This window comes from Paenibacillus sp. PAMC 26794 (genome assembly GCF_000316035.1).
Taxonomy (GTDB): domain Bacteria; phylum Bacillota; class Bacilli; order Paenibacillales; family Paenibacillaceae; genus Paenibacillus.
The window spans coordinates 16,623-35,916 of sequence record NZ_ANHX01000041.1 but is presented as its reverse complement, the minus strand read 5'-3'; the positions used below and the strand labels follow the sequence as shown (position 1 = coordinate 35,916).

Sequence of the window (19,294 nt, the reverse complement as noted above, 5' to 3'; positions counted from 1 at the left end):
AATGCCTGTTAATTTTCACCAAGTGAAGGTATAGTAGACAGGATTATATAGAAGGAGTGTTGACGTAATGCAAGATCAACCCGTTTTAATCGCACTATTTGCCATAGCGGCAGGAATTTTTAGTTTGCTCGGAGGTATCAACAATTGGGATTGGTTTATGAAGAGTTTTAGAGCAGGAATTTTTGTGAAGACCATTGGACGGCAGGGCGCAAGAGTGGTATATGGTATTCTCGGTGTTGTCATGATTGCCATTGGCGTACTATTGTTGCTGATTGGTAAAGTATAGGAAAAGAAAAGAAAAAAATTTGCAGAGCCCGAGTACATAATTCAGTTTCACAGCCTTTAATGTAGAAGGTAACGATTAGTACGTTTAGCTTTATGCTTGAGATTTTCGAGGTTAGTTCGGGTGTGGAGATTAGCATTTTAAAATGTCTTGAAGCCCAAGGCTTTATACCCTGGGGAAAGGGAGACCATTTTCTAAGGAACTCAGGACGCCTTATTTCGCCTTCAGCTCTTCTTTTTACAAAGTAAGGAACATCAGACACGTTATTTACTGGAATCCCTGACAAAAACACTGTAAACAACTGTTTTATTCTGATATAGCGTGTCTCAGGTTCTTTAGATTTCTGGAATCACTTTATATCCTTGAATAAGACGTCTCCGATTCGTTAGCGCTTGTACTTGCTCTGCTCCAACCGTGAGTGAGTAGCTGACTCCTGATCCCATCCAGAGCGAAGCTTTTCATTGAAAGGGAGAAAATCCACTTTAACGGCACTTCAGGTACATTCAGGCTTTCATTAGGTTTGAAGACATTCCCAAGTAAAAGTTACACTCAAAAAGACCACCGAAATTTTCCGGTGGTCTTTTTACCAAATTCAGGTTTATTCATCTCAATCTGGTTTAATTATCTTTTAAGTCTTCAACAGAGTTGATATCCATGTACGTTGGAACAACCAGACCTTGTTTAACTCCTGTCATACTGACAGCGATATCTTCAATCTGGTCACCATACGTCTCCCAGTAGTCCCCATGTGTAAGCGGGAGCCAAACGGCTGGAGAAGCATCGATATCACCTGCTGCCAAGCCTGCCCACATTGGACCAGCTTCGACTTGCAGTGCTTTGACTGTGTAACCCAGATCCGTCTCAAGCACATACTTCATCAGGTTGGTACTCGCAATTTCAGAGTCCCATGCAACATAACCGAGACGTAAATTGTCACCTTTAACCGGGGTTAACCCCTTGGTCCATTCTTCAATTTGGTCCGGATGTTTTTCTGCATAAGTCTTGGCAGCTTCTTCAGGCGAAACGCCCTTTTGAATGTCTACCATGATTTCACTCATTTGATCCGCAGTCCAATTAAAACGAGAGAAGAACTCATAGGCAACGGGATGATCTTCTTTGATTCCCTTACGTCCAACCGTGTGAACTTCCTCTGCATCGCCGAAAATTAAGTCGGGATCATCCAAATACTTCAGATCATACTGATTGAACATCCAATGCGGAGTCCAACCCGTAACGATGATTGGTTCTTCATTTTTATAAGCTTTGTCCAATGATGCAGTCATTGCTGCTCCAGAACCTTCAATCAGATTCCAGTTAGACAAATCATAATGCTGAATGGCGTTTGCTGTGGCCTTCATCAGACCTGCACCTGGATCAATACCAACGATTTGGTGATTAACCTCTTCGCCCACATTAGCACTTGCCGATGGAGTGGAAGAAGCGGCACCTGTCTCCAGATCTGCAATCGAATTGACTTCAGTCATGTAACTAGGAACCACGAGGCCTGTACGTACACCTGTCATATTGGCCCCCAGATCGTCCACCTGGTCTTTGTAACGTTCCCAGTAGTCAGCGTGTGTCAATGGCAGCCAAGCTGCTGGAGAGGCATCTACGTCGCCTGAGGCAACACCCGTCCACATCGGTCCGGCTTCGACTTGCAGAGCGTTAACTTTATAACCCAATTTGTTTTCCATCACGTATTTCAGCAAGTTGGTACTTGCGATTTCGGAATCCCAAGCCACATAGCTCAGTTTGAATGCATCACCGTTCACTGGAGTCAGACCTTTGGTCCACTCAGCAATCTGATCGGCATGTTTTTCAGCATAAGATTTAGCTGCTTCTTCTGCGGATGTGCCATCCTGGATAGCAGTCATCATTTCACCCATTTCATCCGATGTCCATTGGAAACGGGACAGGAATTCAAACGCAACAGGGTGATCTTCTTTCAGACCTTTACGGGCGATGGTATGAATTTCTTCAGCATCACCGAAAGATTTTTCTGGATCTTCCAGATATTTCAGATCATATTTGTTGAACATCCAGTGCGGAGTCCAACCTGTAATAATGATTGGATCTTCATTTTTGATCGCTTTGTCCAGGGTGGCCGTCATCGCTGCACCAGAGCCTTCAATCAGAGTCCAGTCAGTTAATTTATAGTCTTCGATCGCTTTTGCAGCGGACTTCATGATACCAGCCCCTGGATCGATACCAATAATCTGATAGTTCACTTCTTGACCTACAGCATTGGCTGCTGAATTCTTGCCACCAGCGGAAGTTGTGCCACCAACGAAGTATTGTGAGAAACCAGTTACAAGTACAAGGAATGTTGCCGCAGCAGTGATCCATGCTTTTTGCTTGGCTGTAATGCGTGAGGTCTTTTTGCGACCTGGCATAAATACATTTTGTGTAAAACGGTCCAGTACAATCGCGAGTACAACAACGGCCAGACCGGCTTCGAAACCTTTACCGATTTGAAGCTGTGTTACAGCACGATAGACTTCCGCACCAATACCTTGTGCACCGATCATGGATGCAATAACAACCATGGACAGTGACAGCATGATGGTCTGGTTAATACCGGACATCACGGTAGGCAAAGCGAGTGGAAGTTGTACTTTGAACAACTTTTGCATGGAAGTTGAGCCGAATGCATCAGCTGCTTCAACCAATTCGCCAGATACCTGTCTGATACCCAAGTGAGTCAGACGAATCGTTGGCGGAATCGCAAATATAACGGACGCGATAACACCTGGAACGACACCTAGACTAAAGAATGTGACCGCAGGCAGCAAGTAGACAAATGCAGGCATCGTCTGCATGAAGTCAAGGAGCGGTGTAATAATACGCGCCGCAGTTTTACTGTATGCGAGCCAGATTCCGACAGGTACACCAAGCAGGATCGAAACCAATCCTGAAGTGATAACCAGACCGAGTGTGTCCATCGATTGGGACCAGTATCCCAAGTTATCTACGAGCAAGAACCCGATAACCGTAAATAGTGTCAGTGGGAGTCGACCTACGAGGAACGCAAGAACACCCAATATGGCAATGAACAGGAGTGGATGGGGCAGCATGAACAGCCCGGAGAAGAATCCAACTACTGCCTGAATAACAATAGAGATTACATTAAACAATCCGGAGAGCGAGGAGCTCATCCAGTCAACGATGGATTCAATCCATGATGCTAGTGGTATTTTGGGAATCATTCGCAAGTTCCTCCTTTACTGCAACTTCACCGCTAAGTGCACCCAGCAGGGCACCGCGGACGATAACACCTTGCAGACGGCCATTCTCACCAACAACAGCGAGCGGCACATGGGCAGAACTTACAATCTCGAACAATTCATGAATCAGGGTCTCAGGCGACACCGTCGGCCCGTCCGTGATCAGAATGTCATTTAATAATTTGTTTTCGCGCATAGCACGGGTTGCATCTTCAGCTGTAATTACACCAAGCAGTTTGATCGAACGGTCAATGACAAACAGGTTGGAAATACCACGTTCGCGCATTAATTCGAGGGCTACACGAGGACCACGATCAAGCGTAATTGTTTCAGGGCGACGCATTACGTGAGATGCTGTAAGGACCTTGGACAGATCCACGTCTTCGACGAAGCGGGCCACATATGAGTTGGCCGGTTGAATCATGATTTCTTCCGGTGTACCGATCTGCACAACTGCGCCGTCTTTCATGAGGGCAATACGATCGCCGATGCGCAGCGCTTCGTCCAAGTCATGGGTAATGAAAATAATGGTCTTTTTCATTTTATCCTGAAGCTCGATCAACTCATCTTGCATATCACGACGAATCAATGGATCGAGTGCACTGAAGGCTTCATCCATTAATAGTACTTCCGGGTCATTGGCAAGCGCACGGGCCAAGCCGACACGTTGCTGCATACCGCCACTGAGTTCATCTGGCATTTTATCTTCCCAGCCTTTAAGGCCAACCAGCTCAAGTGAAGTTTTTGCTTTCTCACGGCGTACTTCCTTGTCTACTTTCTGTACTTCGAGTCCATACTCCACATTATCAAGAACGGTACGGTGCGGGAATAACGCAAACTTCTGGAATACCATACTGATCGTTTTCCGGCGCACTTCGCGCAATTGTTCTTTGTTCATCTTGCGTAGATCCTTACCATGGACCAGTATTTCTCCGGATGTTGGTTCAATCAGACGATTGAACATCCGAACCAGTGTGGATTTACCACTACCGGACAGTCCCATAATAACGAAAATTTCGCCTTCCTTAATCTCCATGTTGACCCGGTTGACACCAACCGTTATCTGTTTTTCTTTGGCCAACTTTTCTTTACCCCAACCTTGCTCCAGTAATTGCAGACCTTGCTCGGTTTGGGGGCCAAACAATTTACTTACGTTTTTCACTTCAAGTATGGTCATGTTCTCACCCCTTCTGATGTGTTGTGCACTTCGAACGGCTTTCAGCATCCATAAGCCCATACACTTATGCGCCCAGCCACGAAATCCGGTAGTTGTTGCTTCGCTTCCCGTCTTTCTGGGTAACGTTTTTAATACTAACAATACTTAACCAGTATATCAACCGAATAAACAGTACATAATGTTTGTACAGTAAAAACTGTACAAAGTTTTCCTCGCATATGCTCCATCATTCTCCTTATTCTGCCTAATAAGGTTCCTTTACATTTGATATCGCTTTTCCTACAATAGAAAATGAGCTGAATTGAAGCTGAATTATTTGGTTAAAAGATAGTCATAGGCAATTGTAGCCTGGTAAAGTTCCCATTTTCATACATTGGGTGAATGAAAGCCCTCTGGCATATATGATGTCCGGCCGAGTGCTTTCCCATGTAAGCAGGACTTTTAAAGTGTTGCAATGATTTCGCCAAAGACTGTGGAATGTTCAGAATGGAGGTTGCAAGCATGGGCTTGGACCATTTACAAGAGGAACAGCAGGCAACCGTGCTGAAGATACGTAAACGCGTCATTGAAGCTATTGGACGTAATATGGATCTTTACGGCGTTACGCTGTCTACGGGACACTTATATGGATTGCTATTTTTTGCAGACAAACCAATGACCCTTGACGATATGGGACGGGAAATGGAAATGAGCAAAACGAGTATGAGTACAGGTGTACGAACACTGCTGGATTTGAAAATGGTAAATAAAGTGTGGAGCAAGGGCTCCAGAAAAGACCTATATGAAGTGGAATATGACTGGCATCAGACGTTTACGGATTATTTTGCGATTAAGTGGAGAAAAGCCGTGGAGAGTAACCTTCAGGTTCTACGCAAATCGATTGAAGAACTGAATCGATTAGTCGAAGGTTTGGATGAAGAGGCGGATGCTGAACTTATCCACATCCTGATGGAAGACAAACACAAAGTTTTGCAAGCGGAAGCATATTACAAATGGTTGGATCGGTTGATTGATACCATGGAAGATGAAGAGATATACAAGCTGGTTCCGAAGGAAGAGATTAAGGAACATTCATAATTACATGCAAAGGGCCCTTTCCGTTTATAGGAGAGGGCCCTTTGGCCTGTGCAATATCTTACTGAATTATAATGAAGAAACACGATGTAAAAGATAATCTTGCCCATCGTATCGACCTATGTTCACATCTAATGTCCGATCAGACTTGCCTGAGGAAAGACTACAGGCTGCTGAGCAATCTGTTCCAGTTCGTTCAGAATCTGCAACCGGCCAGCCGGGGTCCAGCATAACCGTTGCCAGTTCGAGATATCGTGAACGTTACCATACAATACAGCAGGGGATCGATTCCACGATGCCGTTTGTTTCATACGTCGGAACACCTTTTCACTGACAGGCTGAAGCGAAGCACGATGGATCAACAGGTAATCCGTGTCCAGCACGGGGATACTATCTGCAACATACTCATTTCTGGAACTTTCGGGAGATACAAGCTGAGCAGGCTGAAGTCCCAATTCAGCATACAACAAGTGATTTAATGGATGCTCGCCAGTCCCTTGTAAGCGAATGGACTGGTTCGTAACCTCCATCAGAGCCAACCGTTTTTGTCCGAAATAGGGTTGCAGGTTCAGGCTTGCTTCAAGCTTGCGAAACTCAAGTTCTTTGAAATTCAGCAACGCTTGTTTCTCACGTCCGACCAGTTCGGCTATGCGAATATGGTTCTCTTTCCAGTCATCAGTAGACTCCAAGATGATGGTGGGTGCAATACTTTTCAGGCGATCGTAATAAGGCTTGTGGTAAAAGTCACCGATGATCAAGTCTGGCTTCGCCTGCCGAATTTGATCGAATTGTCTGGTTAATCGGCGTTCTTGTTCATATTCATCCGATTCTCGGTCAAACACACCTTCACCTTCCAGCACAGCTACCGGGCGCAGTCCAAGCGAGGCCAAGTTCTCATGAAATCCCATAATGGATGCCGTAGCTACGCGAAGTTGATCTCTTTTCATATATACACTGGGAGCAATCCCCAAGGTTTGTTTGAATTTGCGGCTAAAATAATACTCATTACCATACCCGACAGATATCGCGACGTCTTTGAGGACACAGGATTCCTCTGTCAGCTGTTTTTTGGCTTCGTTTATACGTAAACGATTCAGGTAATCGGTCGGTGACATGCCTTTGGCCTTCTTGAAACTGCGTGAATAAGAGCTGGGGGTGAGTCCAGCAATCTTGGCAAGCTGATCCATGCTGATTCCTTCACTCATGTAACGTCGCATATACATAATGCTGCGTTCCAAGGCAGGGTCCACTTTCTCATGATTGGCTTCCAGCCGGTTCTCCGAGAGAAACTGCAGCAGCTCATGCAACTGGCTATGTATGCTGATAAAGTGATCCGGTTGAAGACCGCGATAGGTTTCATACAGTTGTTCCAAACGTAATACAGCCTGCTGCTCGTGACGAACCAGCAACATGCCTGTCTGCCAATCCAGCGGGAAGCCAGGAGTGGAGGTCATTTTCCATTCACCACGGACTTGCTGCAAACGAACCGTATCCATACTTAGCAATATACATTCGGTCACATTCGAGCGTGCGGCGGCCTCGATGGTTGTTCCTGGCTTCAGTACGAACAAGCTGCCCGCTTGAGCCGTATAGGCTGTATCATTCAGGACCAGAACACCGTCTCCTTGCAAAATAAGACAGAGCATGGGCCGTGACACCGTCTTGCCTTGCACACGGAATTTCTCCCCACGACGCACACGGCACATGGAGGAGAGGAGCGGTAGAGATGTGGTTTCAGCAATGAAGGGAAACTGTTCAGTCATACGGACCATCCTTTTGTCTTATTTTCTTAATGATAACAATTATCATTCTCATATGGAAGATGTTTTTGAAAAATAGTTTTCGACAACCAAAAAAGGACTACCAAGAGCCGTTATGGCTACAAGGTAATCCTTTTTGTTATGGACAAGTCCGTTGAATAGGCTACACGCCTGAATCAACATTATATTTTAGTACGGTGTCACCAATAGAATATTGTCGAGGAAAACGTCACTCATTACTTTTTTTCCTGTTCCACCTGTTTGCACGTGATACAAGCGATATTGATCTTTGGCATTGATGTAGAAGAGGCCCGCAACATCATCTCTGATATGGAATGCATCCCATTCGTCCCCGGTAAGTTTAGTTACCTTGAGAGCTGTATTGACCGAATAGAGTCCGTTGTTGCCCGAGATGTATGCAGCCGTAGATGTACCATTGGTCAATTGATTCGCAACATACGTTACATTGTTCAGGTTCAGGTTGGCAGACTTGGTTACTTTGTTGCCCGAGACCGTTTTGGCATAAGCCTTTTTGTCTGCATCAATAAGGACAACCTTGTCTGTACCTAAGGCACTTACTTCACGAACACTTTTGTTATGAAGCTGAAGTGTTTTGGCTGAAGTTGTTAACGCAAACGCTTTGCCTTTGGCATAATTGTAATCCTTATTGCTGTCGAGAACGATTCCTTTGTTATACACGTAAAGATTGTTTCCCCAACCACCGGAATATACAGCATTCACATCCAGTTTGGCTTTGGGATTAACCGCAGTTGCTTTGCCAGTGTTGTAATTCACCTTATACATGACAACAGCATTGGTGGAATAAAACTCCTCGTATGGGTCTGTATTGACCATCAGTTGCAGTTCGTTTTTGGCTTGATTCGTAAAATAACGTCCTTCCACTGCGCCTGCGGCAATCCGCTGCACAGCTCCAGAACCGTTGGACGTTTTGGACACGACCCATGTGTTTCCATTAACCAATGCATTATAGTAGGCACGCCCTTTGGTTACCAGGAGGAATGGGAAGTCGATATCAGCCTTGTCAGCAATCTTGGTGACAGCTGAAGCATCACTATTGCCATTCGCGCGATAAATGGTACCTGTAGCATCCAGATAATAGATGAATCCGTTATCCGTATAATAGCTGAGTACATCTGTAGCAAATGTCTCTGCCGCATCGCTGGACCCGTCATTTGGAACCCGAAGCAATGTTGTGGAAGAAGCAGTCTGCGTATAGTAGAGATAAGAGCCTGCCGCAAGCAAGTCCACACCTTGGAAATCAATTAATACTTCTGTTGTATTGCTGCCATCCGCGGATACTTTGTACAAAACTCCGTCGGACTCATAATACACTGTGGATTGGCTAAGTGAGGCTGCCTGGGCTGCGGTTCCACCTCCCAATGTCACTGCTGCAATGAGTGCAAATAACAGCAATGTACAGATGGTGCGTTGTACGTATGTATACCCTGTTTTCATTCGTTCATCGTCCCCTTCGTTCTTCTATATGTATGTCGTTAATTCCTTATGTTATATCGGTAAACTATGGAAGATATGTTAGATCTCAAACATGAAAAAAAGAAGAGAATGAAATTGAATTTCATACACAATCCAACCTGAAATCGAATTGCGCATGATGCTGCCAATCCAGTGCGAAAGCATTCTCCGCCTGACTTGATCGTGATAACATTACACTCAACCAGAGCAGCGAAGAGAGCCAACTGACAAACAACCAACGATAGGAGCGAAACGATATGATGAATATAGCAACGATGGGTACAGGGTCCATTGTGGATGCCATTTTATCTGCGATCAATGAACTGGAAGATGTTACGTGTACAGCGATGTACTCCCGGAAGAGAGAGACAGCACAGGAGCTTGCGGGTAAATATGGGGTAAGTACAATCTATACGGACCTGGAATCCCTATTTTCAGATACAAATGTAGATCTCGTATATATTGCTTCACCGAACAGCATGCACTACGAACAGGCCTATCAGGCACTTCAACATGGCAAACATGTCGTCTGCGAAAAACCGTTCACGTCCACGCCTCAGGAAGCTGAAACGCTGATTGCACTTGCTAAAGAAAAGAATCTGTTGCTGTTTGAAGCCATCTCCAACATTCATCTGCCCAATATTAAAGTCATACAGGAGCAACTACCGAAGCTTGGTCCGATCAAACTTATCCAGTGTAACTATAGTCAATACTCGCGCAAATACAATGACCTTCTTGCAGGGGAAACACCGAATGTCTTTAATCCACAATTCTCCGGCGGAGCGCTGATGGATATCAATATTTATAATCTTCATCTGGTCATGAATCTGTTCGGCAGTCCGAATGCCGTATCGTATACTGCGAATCAGCATGCAAACGGTATTGATACGTCAGGAGTTGTGGTTCTCCAATATCCGGAGTTTATTGCGGAATGTGTAGGTGCCAAAGACACGAGCAGCATGAACTTTGTGCTCATTCAGGGAGAGAAAGGTTATCTTCAGGTAGTGGGAGGAGCAAACGGTTGCCGGGAGATCAAGCTTCAGATCGGGAATGAGCCTGCTGAGGCGTATAATGCACAGAGCCAATCCAATTGGCTGTACTATGAGTGGGAAGCGTTCAGGGACATCCACGCAAATGGGGATCACAAACGGTGTTACGAACTGCTTGAACACAGCCAGTCTGTGATGAGTGTTCTCATGAGTGCGCGCAAGAATGCCGGGATTGTATTTGCAGCGGACCAGTGTTAATCGTTAATACGTATCGCTAATGCTCCCCATGTACAACATGTCGAAAATGTAGAGTACCGAGACCATCGAAGACATTTTGGATAGCCTTAATTGTTCATTGTATCCGTGAGCCAGTAACGTTTCATCACAGTGTTTGGACAGGGTTGAATGGTTGTTGCCCGTGACCGCGATGACTTTCATCTGTTTGTTGCTCAGCACTTTGGCGGCTTCAATCATCGATTGGTTCTCACCTGTGTGCGATATAACAAAAGACAGCGTCAGGCTATTGGGATTCATCGTGTTCAAATAATGCATGTTCGGACTATTGTGAGCAATCGCAGATATGCCGAGTTCATTCCACTTGGCACAAGCCTGTTGAGCCAGATAATAATTCATATCACTGCCATAGATATCAATGCGTACGGATTCTTTGACCCAGCTAGCGATTCGTAGCAAAACAGGAGCGTTTAACATCCGACGGGTATCCTCCAGCGCCTGCTGGTACAGGTAAGGAACCGAGTCGATGGCAGCCAGCACGTTGCCTTGTTCTGCAATTGCATGATCCTGCGTTTGCATCGCGGAAGGTATCTGTTGATATTCAAGAGCAAGCTTTAACTGAAAGTCTGGGTACCCCTTGGTACCCAGCTTTTTGCATAAGCGAACAATTGTGGATGAGCTTGTATAGGTCTGCTGAGCCAGTTCATGGGCTGTAGAATCAAATACAACTTCGGGATTGTTCAGGATATAGTCCACAATATGCTTCTCCTGTGCGGTTAATTGTGAAGCATATTTTAATTTTTGAAGTAGTTTGGATTCCATACAGTTGTTCCATTCCTCTCTATAAATCATCCCATAGCATATATCTCCACATCATAACCTGCGTATATTTATTTCTCAATCTGCACAGCCCGACTATTCCATAGGGTGACGAAACGAAGAAGAACTAAACTTCAAATGCATGACGAAAAAAGATGTATTTCTCCGTCAATAGTCCCGGATGCAGGGTGCGCACTTAACCTGAATTTCACTTCAAATCGGGTCTCAGGTGTGTTTTCACTCTGCCTTGTAACATGTATCCTTATTTTAGGGTAGAACATCCGTTTCATTGCTATTCATAACGTGGTAATGAAAGATAGAGCCATACGTCTCATGAATGCCTGAAATATTCATCTAACGCCGGTCTTGGTAATCCAGGGCCGGCTTGACGTGATGTTTTTAACGATTACATAATGAATTCGTCTAACACATCCATATGAATACATCGTATGGGTACATATTGTGTTTGGACTTATAAGGAAGGTGAGTGAAACATGACAGCATCCAATGAATATCGTTTTCAAGTGAACCTGAGCGGGATGATCCAGATTTTATCCAACCATCTATATAGCAGTCCTAAGGTGTTCTTGCGTGAACTGATGCAGAATGCGACTGATGCGATTACCGCAAGAACGGAGGCGGAGCCAGGGTATCAGGGTCAAGTGCGTGTTGAACTGACGGGAACAGGTGAGCAACTGACCATGATGGTGGAGGACAACGGCATCGGTTTGACTGAAGCTGACATCCATGAATTCCTGGCCATGATTGGACAATCCTCGAAGAGGGGGCAGCAAGCGCTGCTGAATGGAGAGACTTCGTTTATCGGACGTTTCGGGATCGGGTTGTTATCCTGTTTCATGGTGAGTCACGAAATTGTCATGCTGACGCAATCCGCGAAGGGCGGCCCTTCGATGGAGTGGCGGGGCAAGCCGGATGGCACCTATACGATTCGACAGCTGGACACACAACTGTCTCCGGGGACCAAAGTATATCTGCGTTGCACACCGGACGCGGCGCACTACTTTGAACCGGATTATGTGAAAGAAGCTCTGTTCTATTACGGAGCGTTATTGCCGTATCCGGTCACGCTGCATCATGACGGCGAGCAACATGTGGTGAATAGCGAGACACCGATCTGGCTGATGGACCCTGCACTCGCACGTTCACGCAGAGCGGAGGTACTGGCTTTTGGTGAACGTCTGCTTGGCGAGCAGTTCCAGGACTTCATTCCGTTGACGACAGCTTCAGGCCGTACCGGAGGTATTGCTTTTGTGCTGCCACACGCGGTTAATCTGAATGCCAAGCGTTCTCACCGGGTTTACTTGAAGCGAATGCTGATTTCGGAGAAGGCTGAGAACATTTTGCCAGAGTGGACGTTCTTTGTGAAATGTCTGATCTGGACAGATGAGCTTCAACCGACGGCATCACGAGAACATTTTTATGAAAATGAAAAGCTGGAGGAAGTTCGCTCCGAACTCGGAGACGCACTTCGCAAGGGACTGGCCGACATGGCTGAGAGCCAGACGGAACGGCTTCAGAAGCTGATTCGCCTGCATGCTCTGTCCATGAAGGCACTAGCTGTGCAGGATCAAGCATTCTACGCGATGATTCATCGCTGGTTGCCTTTTGAGAGCACGAGGGGTCACCGTGAACTGGGGGAGCTAATCGATGAAGGAGAGACATTGTATTTCACGTCCTCTGTTGATGAGTACCGTCAGATTCATCATGTGGCATCCGCACAATCGATGCTGGTGATTAATGGTGGTTACATCTATGACAGCGAGTTGATGGCGACACTGCCGATGACCGTGCACAACGTACACACGGAGCGGCTACAGCCGGATCAGGTCTCGATGAGTTTCACCGATGTGCCACCCGCTGAACGCAATCAATATTATGATGCCTTGCGACTGGCCGATTCTGCCTTACAGCGCTTCCGTTGTCGGGCTGAGGTGAAAGGTTTTAAGCCATCGGATCTGCCGGTGTTGTTCACGCTGTCTCAGGAATCCTCAACACTTCGTGCGCTTGAAAAAGCAAGTGAGGAGAGCACGGAATTGTTCTCGTCTGTTCTGGGTTCATTATCTTCTAACATGAGTTCAACAGGGTACTCAACCTTGTATTTGAACGTGAGTAATCCGATTATTCAGCGGGTACTGACATCACCGGATGACCAGATGACGCCGATTGCCATCGAAATGTTATACGTCAATGCACTTATGATGGGGCATTATGCCATGAGCAAGCAGGAGCTTGAAGTGTTAAATCAGGGCATTGTTCGTTTTATAGATTGGGGTTTGCGTGCAAATACAGATCGTAAGGGGGATGCCTGATGAAGACAGAGATGGATTTTGAAGAACTGATGGACGAGGCCTATGGCTTGCCCAATGGTCCGGCGAAGCTCGGTATGCTGGAGGAAGCGGCAAGAGTTGCCGATGTGAACGGCATGGAGGAAGAGGCATACGAAGCAAGATCGGAGATTGTGGAGACAGCAACATTCTGCGGTTATCCGATGAAAGCACTGATTGCTTTTTCCTGGCAGCTGGGCAAGTTCGACCAACAGCCCGAAGAATATGATGAAGAAACGTTAATGTGGTCGTACAAATGGATATTGGGCAAGATGCCCGACTTCCCAGAAATATCACGCGAGAAGATCCTGGAGCTGTTGGAGGATTTCGGACGGCGTTTCAAGTCCTACGGTTACAGCGAACGCTCCTACTGGTATTATCGGTTCCGGATCTTTATGGATTTTGGGGAGCTGGAGGAAGTGGGACGCAGTTATGATCGATTCAGAACGATGGATCGTGACTTTATGAGTGACTGCGAAGCATGTGAGCAGGATGAGATTATGCGATATTTCTTGTTAAAAGGAGACGATGAGAAGGTGTTGGAGGTGGCACAGCCTATCCTGAAAGGGCGTATGAGCTGTGCAGAGATTCCGCATCTGACTTTGTCTGAAATTTTGATGCCGCTATATCGGTTGGGACGGACTGCGGAAGCAGATAAACATCAGACCAAGGGATATCGCCTGATTAAAGGCCAGAACGATTTTGTGCAGAGTTTTGCGGAGCAGATGGATTATCTCACACGTACGAATCCGGCAAAAGGCATTGATGTGCTGGAGGAAACACTGGTGTTCGCTGCTGATCATGAAGATCCTTACGCTAAAATGTTGTTTTATGCCAGAGCAGCATCGTTGCTTCGCCGCTGGGTGGAAGAATCTCCAGAATACCGATTGCGTCTGCCAGCATCCTTCCCGTATGAAGGTGATCCAGGCGACCTGCTCAAGCTGGCCGATTACTTTGCGGAGCATGCTCAGACCGCTGCAGCCAAGTTTGATCAGCGCAACGGGAACCACCATGTATCTTCGTTGATCGAATAGAGACGGATATAACTCAGTAACCGATCGCTATAATAATTTATGAAAAGTAACGAAACAGGCTTGTTCGAGAAGGATCGTACCCTTCTGAACAAGCCTGTTTTTTCTTGCCTCATAAGCATGATAAATCTAAACGGTATGAAGATGTTTTATTTTTATTGTGCTGAAGACGCAGAAGGGACCGGCGCTGGTACTGGAACCGGTGCAGTTTCAGATGTCTCCGCTGTAGCTTCGGCTTCTTCAGCAGGTTCTGCTTGCGGCTGCTGAGCAGCCATCAGTTCAGCGACGATTTGATCTGTTGGTTGGGTAAGCAGCGCATACATGATCGCAGCCTCTTCCTGACGAATCAGAGGTTTGCGGGAAAGGAAATCAACAGAACCATCCTCCAATACCTTCACCTCAGGTCCATGGATACCAAGCTTCGCCATCATCTGAACGGCTGGTACAGCCCATGGGTCCGTGTGTCCCGCAAGTTTGACATCCGTGAACAGTTCACTAGGATATTGCAGTTGCAGAATTCTCCACATCATGACCATGGCTTCCTGGCGGATAATTACTTGATCCGGCTTAAACTGCTGTTCGTCCTTGCCAGTAATCATACCCATTTCATATCCAAGTTGAATATATCCGGCTGCTGCATGGTCTGCCCAGTCGGTGCCTGCAGGAGGTGTTGTTTTGCTGGGCTTCAATCCACTCAGTTTAAGCGTGTTCTCAATAAATTCAGCTCGTGTCACAGCTGATTTCGGTTGGAAAGACTTGTTAACATCATTCTCATAATATCCAAGAGATTGTATGGCATAGATGGCTTCAGCATAAGGACTGTTCTCACGAACATCCCGGAAGCCCATAGGCTTTTGTCCTTTTTTCTCATAACCCATAGGGTTGAGGTAAGGTTCTTTCATATAGATGGTTCCATCAGCATTTTTCTTGAATGCTGTGAATTGACCGGTCAATTCATCTTTGAAGAGATTATCTTCCACTTGAATCAGGTTGCGTTGACCCAGAAAAACGTCCGAAATGCTCAGTTGTCCAGGCTCTGTACCGTCATTTTTCAGGGAGCTGACGATCGTGCTAATTCGTAGATCCGCGTACAATCCGGTGAAGCGTTGCAGCTCAGCTGCGGATTGCGGCGTGTATTCCTTGAACTGTACAGGCTCTGCATATTGCGGGAAGAAGTTCTGAATGAATGCAGGGTAGAACAGATTACGAAGTGCTCCATTTTGATTATACGTCAGGAAAACGCCTGTATTTTGCTCGGGAATAAGGAAGAGATAAGAGCTGAATCCGGTCAGGTCGCCTGCTTTCGTAATAATTTTTGGACTACTTCCTGCTCCGGGAAGCTGAAATGCAGCTTCGAATCCATACGTGGTGTTTGGTAACAGTGGATGAATGGAAGAACGGTACTGTTCCATGCTTTTCACTGTGGATTCCTTGAAAATTCGCTTGTTGTCCTTCACGCCATCATTCAGGAACGCAATCATGAACTTCCCGATGTCCTCAGCGGTAGACAACATACCACCTTGAGGCATTGGTGTTGGAGCGATGGTGTACAGATCAAGCGGATTGTGTGCCGCATCATAGCCAGTAGCCAGCTGCTTTTGGAACTTTTTGTCCAGCATGAAACTACTGTTATCCATTTCTAGCGGTTTGAAGATATGTTGTTGCATGTAGGATTCAAAGGGCTCGCCGCTTACATTCTCAACAATCATGCCAAGCAGCAAAAACGAAAAATTATCGTACATGTAGGCGCTACCAGGCTCTCGAACGACAGGAGGCATGTGTTGCTGTGCATAATCCTCCATCGCTATGTACTTGTCAAAATCAGTATGGATGTCTTCCTGCTGCGGATCACGAATCTCGAATCCGGTCGTGTGTGTGAGCAGGTTCTCCACAGTTACAGGTTTGTCAAAAGGATTATCAAATTCGAGCCCTTTCACATAGGTCTGAAAGTCAGCTTGCAGATCAACCTTGCCTTGCTCTACCAGCTGCATTACAGCAGCTGACGTGAACGTTTTGGATACAGAGGCTACACGGAAAGCGGTATTTTTTGGATCGATAGGCGTTTTGTTCTCCTGATCAGCATAGCCATATCCTTTTTCCGCCAGTACTTTGCCATCCTTCACCACAACAACGGAGGCTCCAACATAGTGAGCTTTTGTCTCAGGGGAATCGAAGAATGAATCGAGAAATGCTGTAGCAGATTCGGTTGTCAGCGCTTTCGTCTTTGCTTGTTCGGCAGCTACTGGAGTCGAGGTCTCCGCCTTAACTGCGGGTACCCACAGACTGAGAGACAGAACCACAGCCATAAAAGCTCCTGTTAGGGAGGTGAACCTGAAACGGGTCTTTCGTTTGGATAAATGCATGCAAACACTCCTTTATGAAAATATTTACAAAATAGTTACCTAACCATGTATTACTGATTACTCGCACGATAGGTTTCACGATAATAGATTCCAATGTTGGCAATCCAGATCACAGAGAGCATCACAATTGGGAATGGAGCAAAGGTAAAAAGCATCGAATATAGAACCATAGAGGCCATTCCAACACCAAGAAGTACATTCATCATCTGAAAAGAACGATAGGCTGCGCGATACACGATCCATTTTTCACCTTCATCCAGCTTCTCAAAATGATCTTTTTTCATATTGCGCGAGTTCAAATCCAGCGCACGATCAGGGAAATAACGGTTGTATCGCTTCACAGTCAGAGTTTGCACGACCACAACGATGATAATAGAGACACACGAAGCAACAAAATTCAAGAGGTTGAACAGTTCTGGAGAATTCGGCATGGTTCGGTTGGATGCATACAAGGACAAGGCAAGTGCTGCCCAGGTAAACGTAAGAATAACGCTGAATCCGCTGAGGATCATTGCTTTTCCGAGGGAGCGCTCTGCGGGAGAGATGAGTGAATCGGAATCTCCATAAGCATCATCTTCCATGGGAGGGACAGATGGCGTGCGGGAGAGACTGAAGATGTTCCACAGTGTCATAACCACCACAAGAGCCGCCAGGATTGCGAATAAAAGATCATAGTCATAGTACACGGACAGCGTCCAGTTCAAGTCAGAAGGGAGTTTACTGACTCCGCTAGCTCCGAGAAAACCAACTACAGCGCCACCTGCTGCATACAAGGGAAGACGCAACCGCTTTTTAATGGACGAGGATGATGAATTTTTCATTTTAATCTCCACCTTTCAGTTCAAAGATTTTTTCGACAGGTTCACGAAATACGTGTGCTATTTTTAGTGCCAGAACGACCGACGGAGAGTAATCTCCACGCTCAATCAGGGCAATGGTTTGACGAGATGCGCCAATGAGTTTGGCCAGTTCTGCTTGGGATAGCCGGTCTCTGGCTCGTAACTCCCGAACGTGATTGTGTAATTCTTCCACTTGCTCACCTCCATGAACCTAATGTACATGATATTTTACTAAATGTAAACTATAATATACAAAATATTAAAGATCATTTACTTCAAAACGTTGATAATGGACATGAAAAAGAGAGCCTGCTGGGCTCCCTTGGATGATTATTTTGTTGTCGGAAAAGTTGCCAGAAAAGTGAAATCAAGATGCATCTGCACACGGCAGATGTTGATTCTGTTCCTCTGCTTTCCGAAGTAACATTCGGAAAAAGATGAGCGCTCCAAGCCCCATCAGGACATACAGACCAGCCATCGCATAGGAGGGCAGAAAGGCTCCAATGGTTAACCCGAGACTGCCGAGGAGGGCAGCGGCGTTGTAACTCATCCCGTCAGCAGCCATATAAGCAGCACGGTCCGAATCTGGAATCATGCCCGCGAGCATGACCTGACGAACAGGGGCGTACATCAATTCTCCAATGGTTAGCAATATAGCGGATGAGATGAGTAACCAGGCCCAGTTGCTGAAAGCAAGTACGGTGAAACCTGCGGTATAGAGGAGCATACCAACAGTCATGATAGATCGGGACTGGAAGCGACCTATCCATCTGGAGAATGGAATGGCAACCAAGGCGACCATTACGGTGTTGATGACCATGATCAGGCTGAACATATGCAGACCTGAGATATCTGAGCCGAACAGTTGGGCGGTGAATTCATTTTTTAGACGAACAGCAATGTATTTATCCAACTGAAATTCCAGGGAGACAGCAAGTACAGTAGCCGTGAAAAATATCATGAAACGTTTGTCCTGAAAGACCGCCCAGTACGTTTTCAGTATGTTCCTCTGGATGGGAGCATCGCCATAACCAAATACACGTCTATCCATTGTTTCACGAATCATAAAGATCAAAATAAACAGGGTAGCTAGGCTTTCAAGGCATACCAGACTGAACAATAGGAAACGAAATGATTCGAAAAATAGCCCGCCCATCAGTGCACCAAAAGTTACAGCAACGTTTGTTGTCCAATATTGCAATCCATATACATAATGACGTTCATGTTCACTGCTTACATCAACAATCATGGCATTAGCAATCGGCACGGTGATCCCTGAACTGAGACTGCTGAGCAGAAACATGAGGCAAGTGACGATGATTGAATCCATCCACGGCGAATTGGCGATGGCCAAACAAAGTAGAGCCACCACCTGTAAAGTTTGTGCAATCACCATTAACTTCTTCCGTCCAATTCGATCAGACCAATATCCTGCCCACAATCCCACAATCATGGAAGCCACAATATTGACCGTCAGCAATAACCCCGCCAAACCTGCGCCAATCTGAATACTCAGATAGATCGCCATGAATGGAATGATGGACTTTTGGGTCAGATCGGTGAAAAAATCAGTAATGATACGTATCCTGATGTTCGGGTGCAGATCGGCGTATTTCATAAATCGTTGTTCTTCCTTCCCACTGGTCATGTTGATGTTACTGA

Annotated in this window: 14 protein-coding genes; 5 read left to right on the top strand and 9 right to left on the bottom strand. The window is 46.0% G+C overall.

What is annotated here, in order from left to right; all coding sequences use genetic code 11:
* The first annotated feature begins 67 nt into the window (after positions 1-67).
* Positions 68-286, top strand: coding sequence for an immunity 17 family protein (locus D829_RS0116685; protein ID WP_017690054.1), 219 nt, complete (start codon positions 68-70; stop codon positions 284-286).
* Positions 287-900: 614 nt separating this feature from the next.
* On the opposite strand, the gene D829_RS0116680 is transcribed toward D829_RS0116685, so the two are convergent.
* Together D829_RS0116680 and D829_RS0116675 are read right to left on the bottom strand one after the other, a co-directional pair.
* On the bottom strand, positions 901-3,489 hold the full coding sequence (locus D829_RS0116680; RefSeq protein ID WP_017690053.1) for a glycine betaine ABC transporter substrate-binding protein: 2,589 nt from the start codon (positions 3,487-3,489) through the stop codon (positions 901-903).
* Positions 3,455-4,684, bottom strand: coding sequence for a glycine betaine/L-proline ABC transporter ATP-binding protein (locus tag D829_RS0116675; RefSeq protein WP_017690052.1), 1,230 nt, complete (start codon positions 4,682-4,684; stop codon positions 3,455-3,457). Before D829_RS0116675 ends, D829_RS0116680 begins: the two co-directional genes overlap by 35 nt.
* 501 nt (positions 4,685-5,185) lie before the next feature.
* Here D829_RS0116675 and D829_RS0116670 point away from each other — a divergent pair.
* Positions 5,186-5,761: a transcriptional regulator gene (locus D829_RS0116670; RefSeq protein WP_017690051.1), complete on the top strand. Its 576-nt coding sequence runs from the start codon at positions 5,186-5,188 to the stop codon at positions 5,759-5,761.
* Between the two features lie 128 nt (positions 5,762-5,889).
* Here the strand turns inward: D829_RS0116670 and D829_RS0116665 are convergent, their stop codons facing one another.
* Both D829_RS0116665 and D829_RS0116660 read right to left on the bottom strand, forming a co-directional pair.
* Positions 5,890-7,521 (bottom strand): helix-turn-helix domain-containing protein, encoded by a 1,632-nt coding sequence (locus D829_RS0116665; RefSeq protein WP_017690050.1) that lies wholly within the window; start codon positions 7,519-7,521, stop codon positions 5,890-5,892.
* Between the two features lie 186 nt (positions 7,522-7,707).
* Positions 7,708-8,994, bottom strand: a complete 1,287-nt coding sequence (locus tag D829_RS0116660) for a hypothetical protein (protein ID WP_017690049.1) — start codon at positions 8,992-8,994, stop codon at positions 7,708-7,710.
* A 278-nt stretch (positions 8,995-9,272) separates the two neighbouring features.
* Between D829_RS0116660 and D829_RS0116655 the strand changes: the two genes are divergently transcribed.
* Positions 9,273-10,259 (top strand): Gfo/Idh/MocA family oxidoreductase, encoded by a 987-nt coding sequence (locus D829_RS0116655; protein ID WP_026081222.1) that lies wholly within the window; start codon positions 9,273-9,275, stop codon positions 10,257-10,259.
* Positions 10,260-10,262: 3 nt separating this feature from the next.
* Here the strand turns inward: D829_RS0116655 and D829_RS0116650 are convergent, their stop codons facing one another.
* Positions 10,263-11,057 carry a MurR/RpiR family transcriptional regulator gene (locus tag D829_RS0116650; RefSeq protein ID WP_152417057.1) on the bottom strand — a complete coding sequence of 265 codons (795 nt, stop codon included), beginning with the start codon at positions 11,055-11,057 and terminating at the stop codon, positions 10,263-10,265.
* Positions 11,058-11,548: 491 nt separating this feature from the next.
* Between D829_RS0116650 and D829_RS0116645 the strand changes: the two genes are divergently transcribed.
* On the top strand, positions 11,549-13,384 hold the full coding sequence (locus D829_RS0116645) for an HSP90 family protein (protein WP_017690046.1): 1,836 nt from the start codon (positions 11,549-11,551) through the stop codon (positions 13,382-13,384).
* The gene (locus D829_RS0116640) at positions 13,384-14,433 is read left to right on the top strand and encodes a hypothetical protein (RefSeq protein WP_017690045.1); all 1,050 of its coding nucleotides are present in this window, start codon (positions 13,384-13,386) and stop codon (positions 14,431-14,433) included. The genes D829_RS0116645 and D829_RS0116640 overlap by 1 nt, the downstream gene beginning before the upstream one ends.
* Positions 14,434-14,585: 152 nt before the next feature.
* Here D829_RS0116640 and D829_RS0116635 read toward each other — a convergent pair whose 3' ends face one another.
* The 4 genes from D829_RS0116635 to D829_RS0116620 all read right to left on the bottom strand — a co-directional run bounded on the left by D829_RS0116635 (position 14,586) and on the right by D829_RS0116620 (position 19,250).
* Complete coding sequence (locus D829_RS0116635) at positions 14,586-16,793, bottom strand: serine hydrolase (protein ID WP_017690044.1); 2,208 nt, start codon at positions 16,791-16,793, stop codon at positions 14,586-14,588.
* 50 nt (positions 16,794-16,843) lie between these two features.
* Positions 16,844-17,614 carry a DUF3169 family protein gene (locus D829_RS0116630; RefSeq protein WP_017690043.1) on the bottom strand — a complete coding sequence of 257 codons (771 nt, stop codon included), beginning with the start codon at positions 17,612-17,614 and terminating at the stop codon, positions 16,844-16,846.
* Position 17,615: 1 nt separating this feature from the next.
* Positions 17,616-17,825, bottom strand: a complete 210-nt coding sequence (locus D829_RS0116625) for a helix-turn-helix transcriptional regulator (protein ID WP_017690042.1) — start codon at positions 17,823-17,825, stop codon at positions 17,616-17,618.
* A gap of 174 nt (positions 17,826-17,999) precedes the next feature.
* The gene (locus D829_RS0116620) at positions 18,000-19,250 is read right to left on the bottom strand and encodes an MFS transporter (protein ID WP_017690041.1); all 1,251 of its coding nucleotides are present in this window, start codon (positions 19,248-19,250) and stop codon (positions 18,000-18,002) included.
* Between the last annotated feature and the right edge of the window lie 44 nt (positions 19,251-19,294).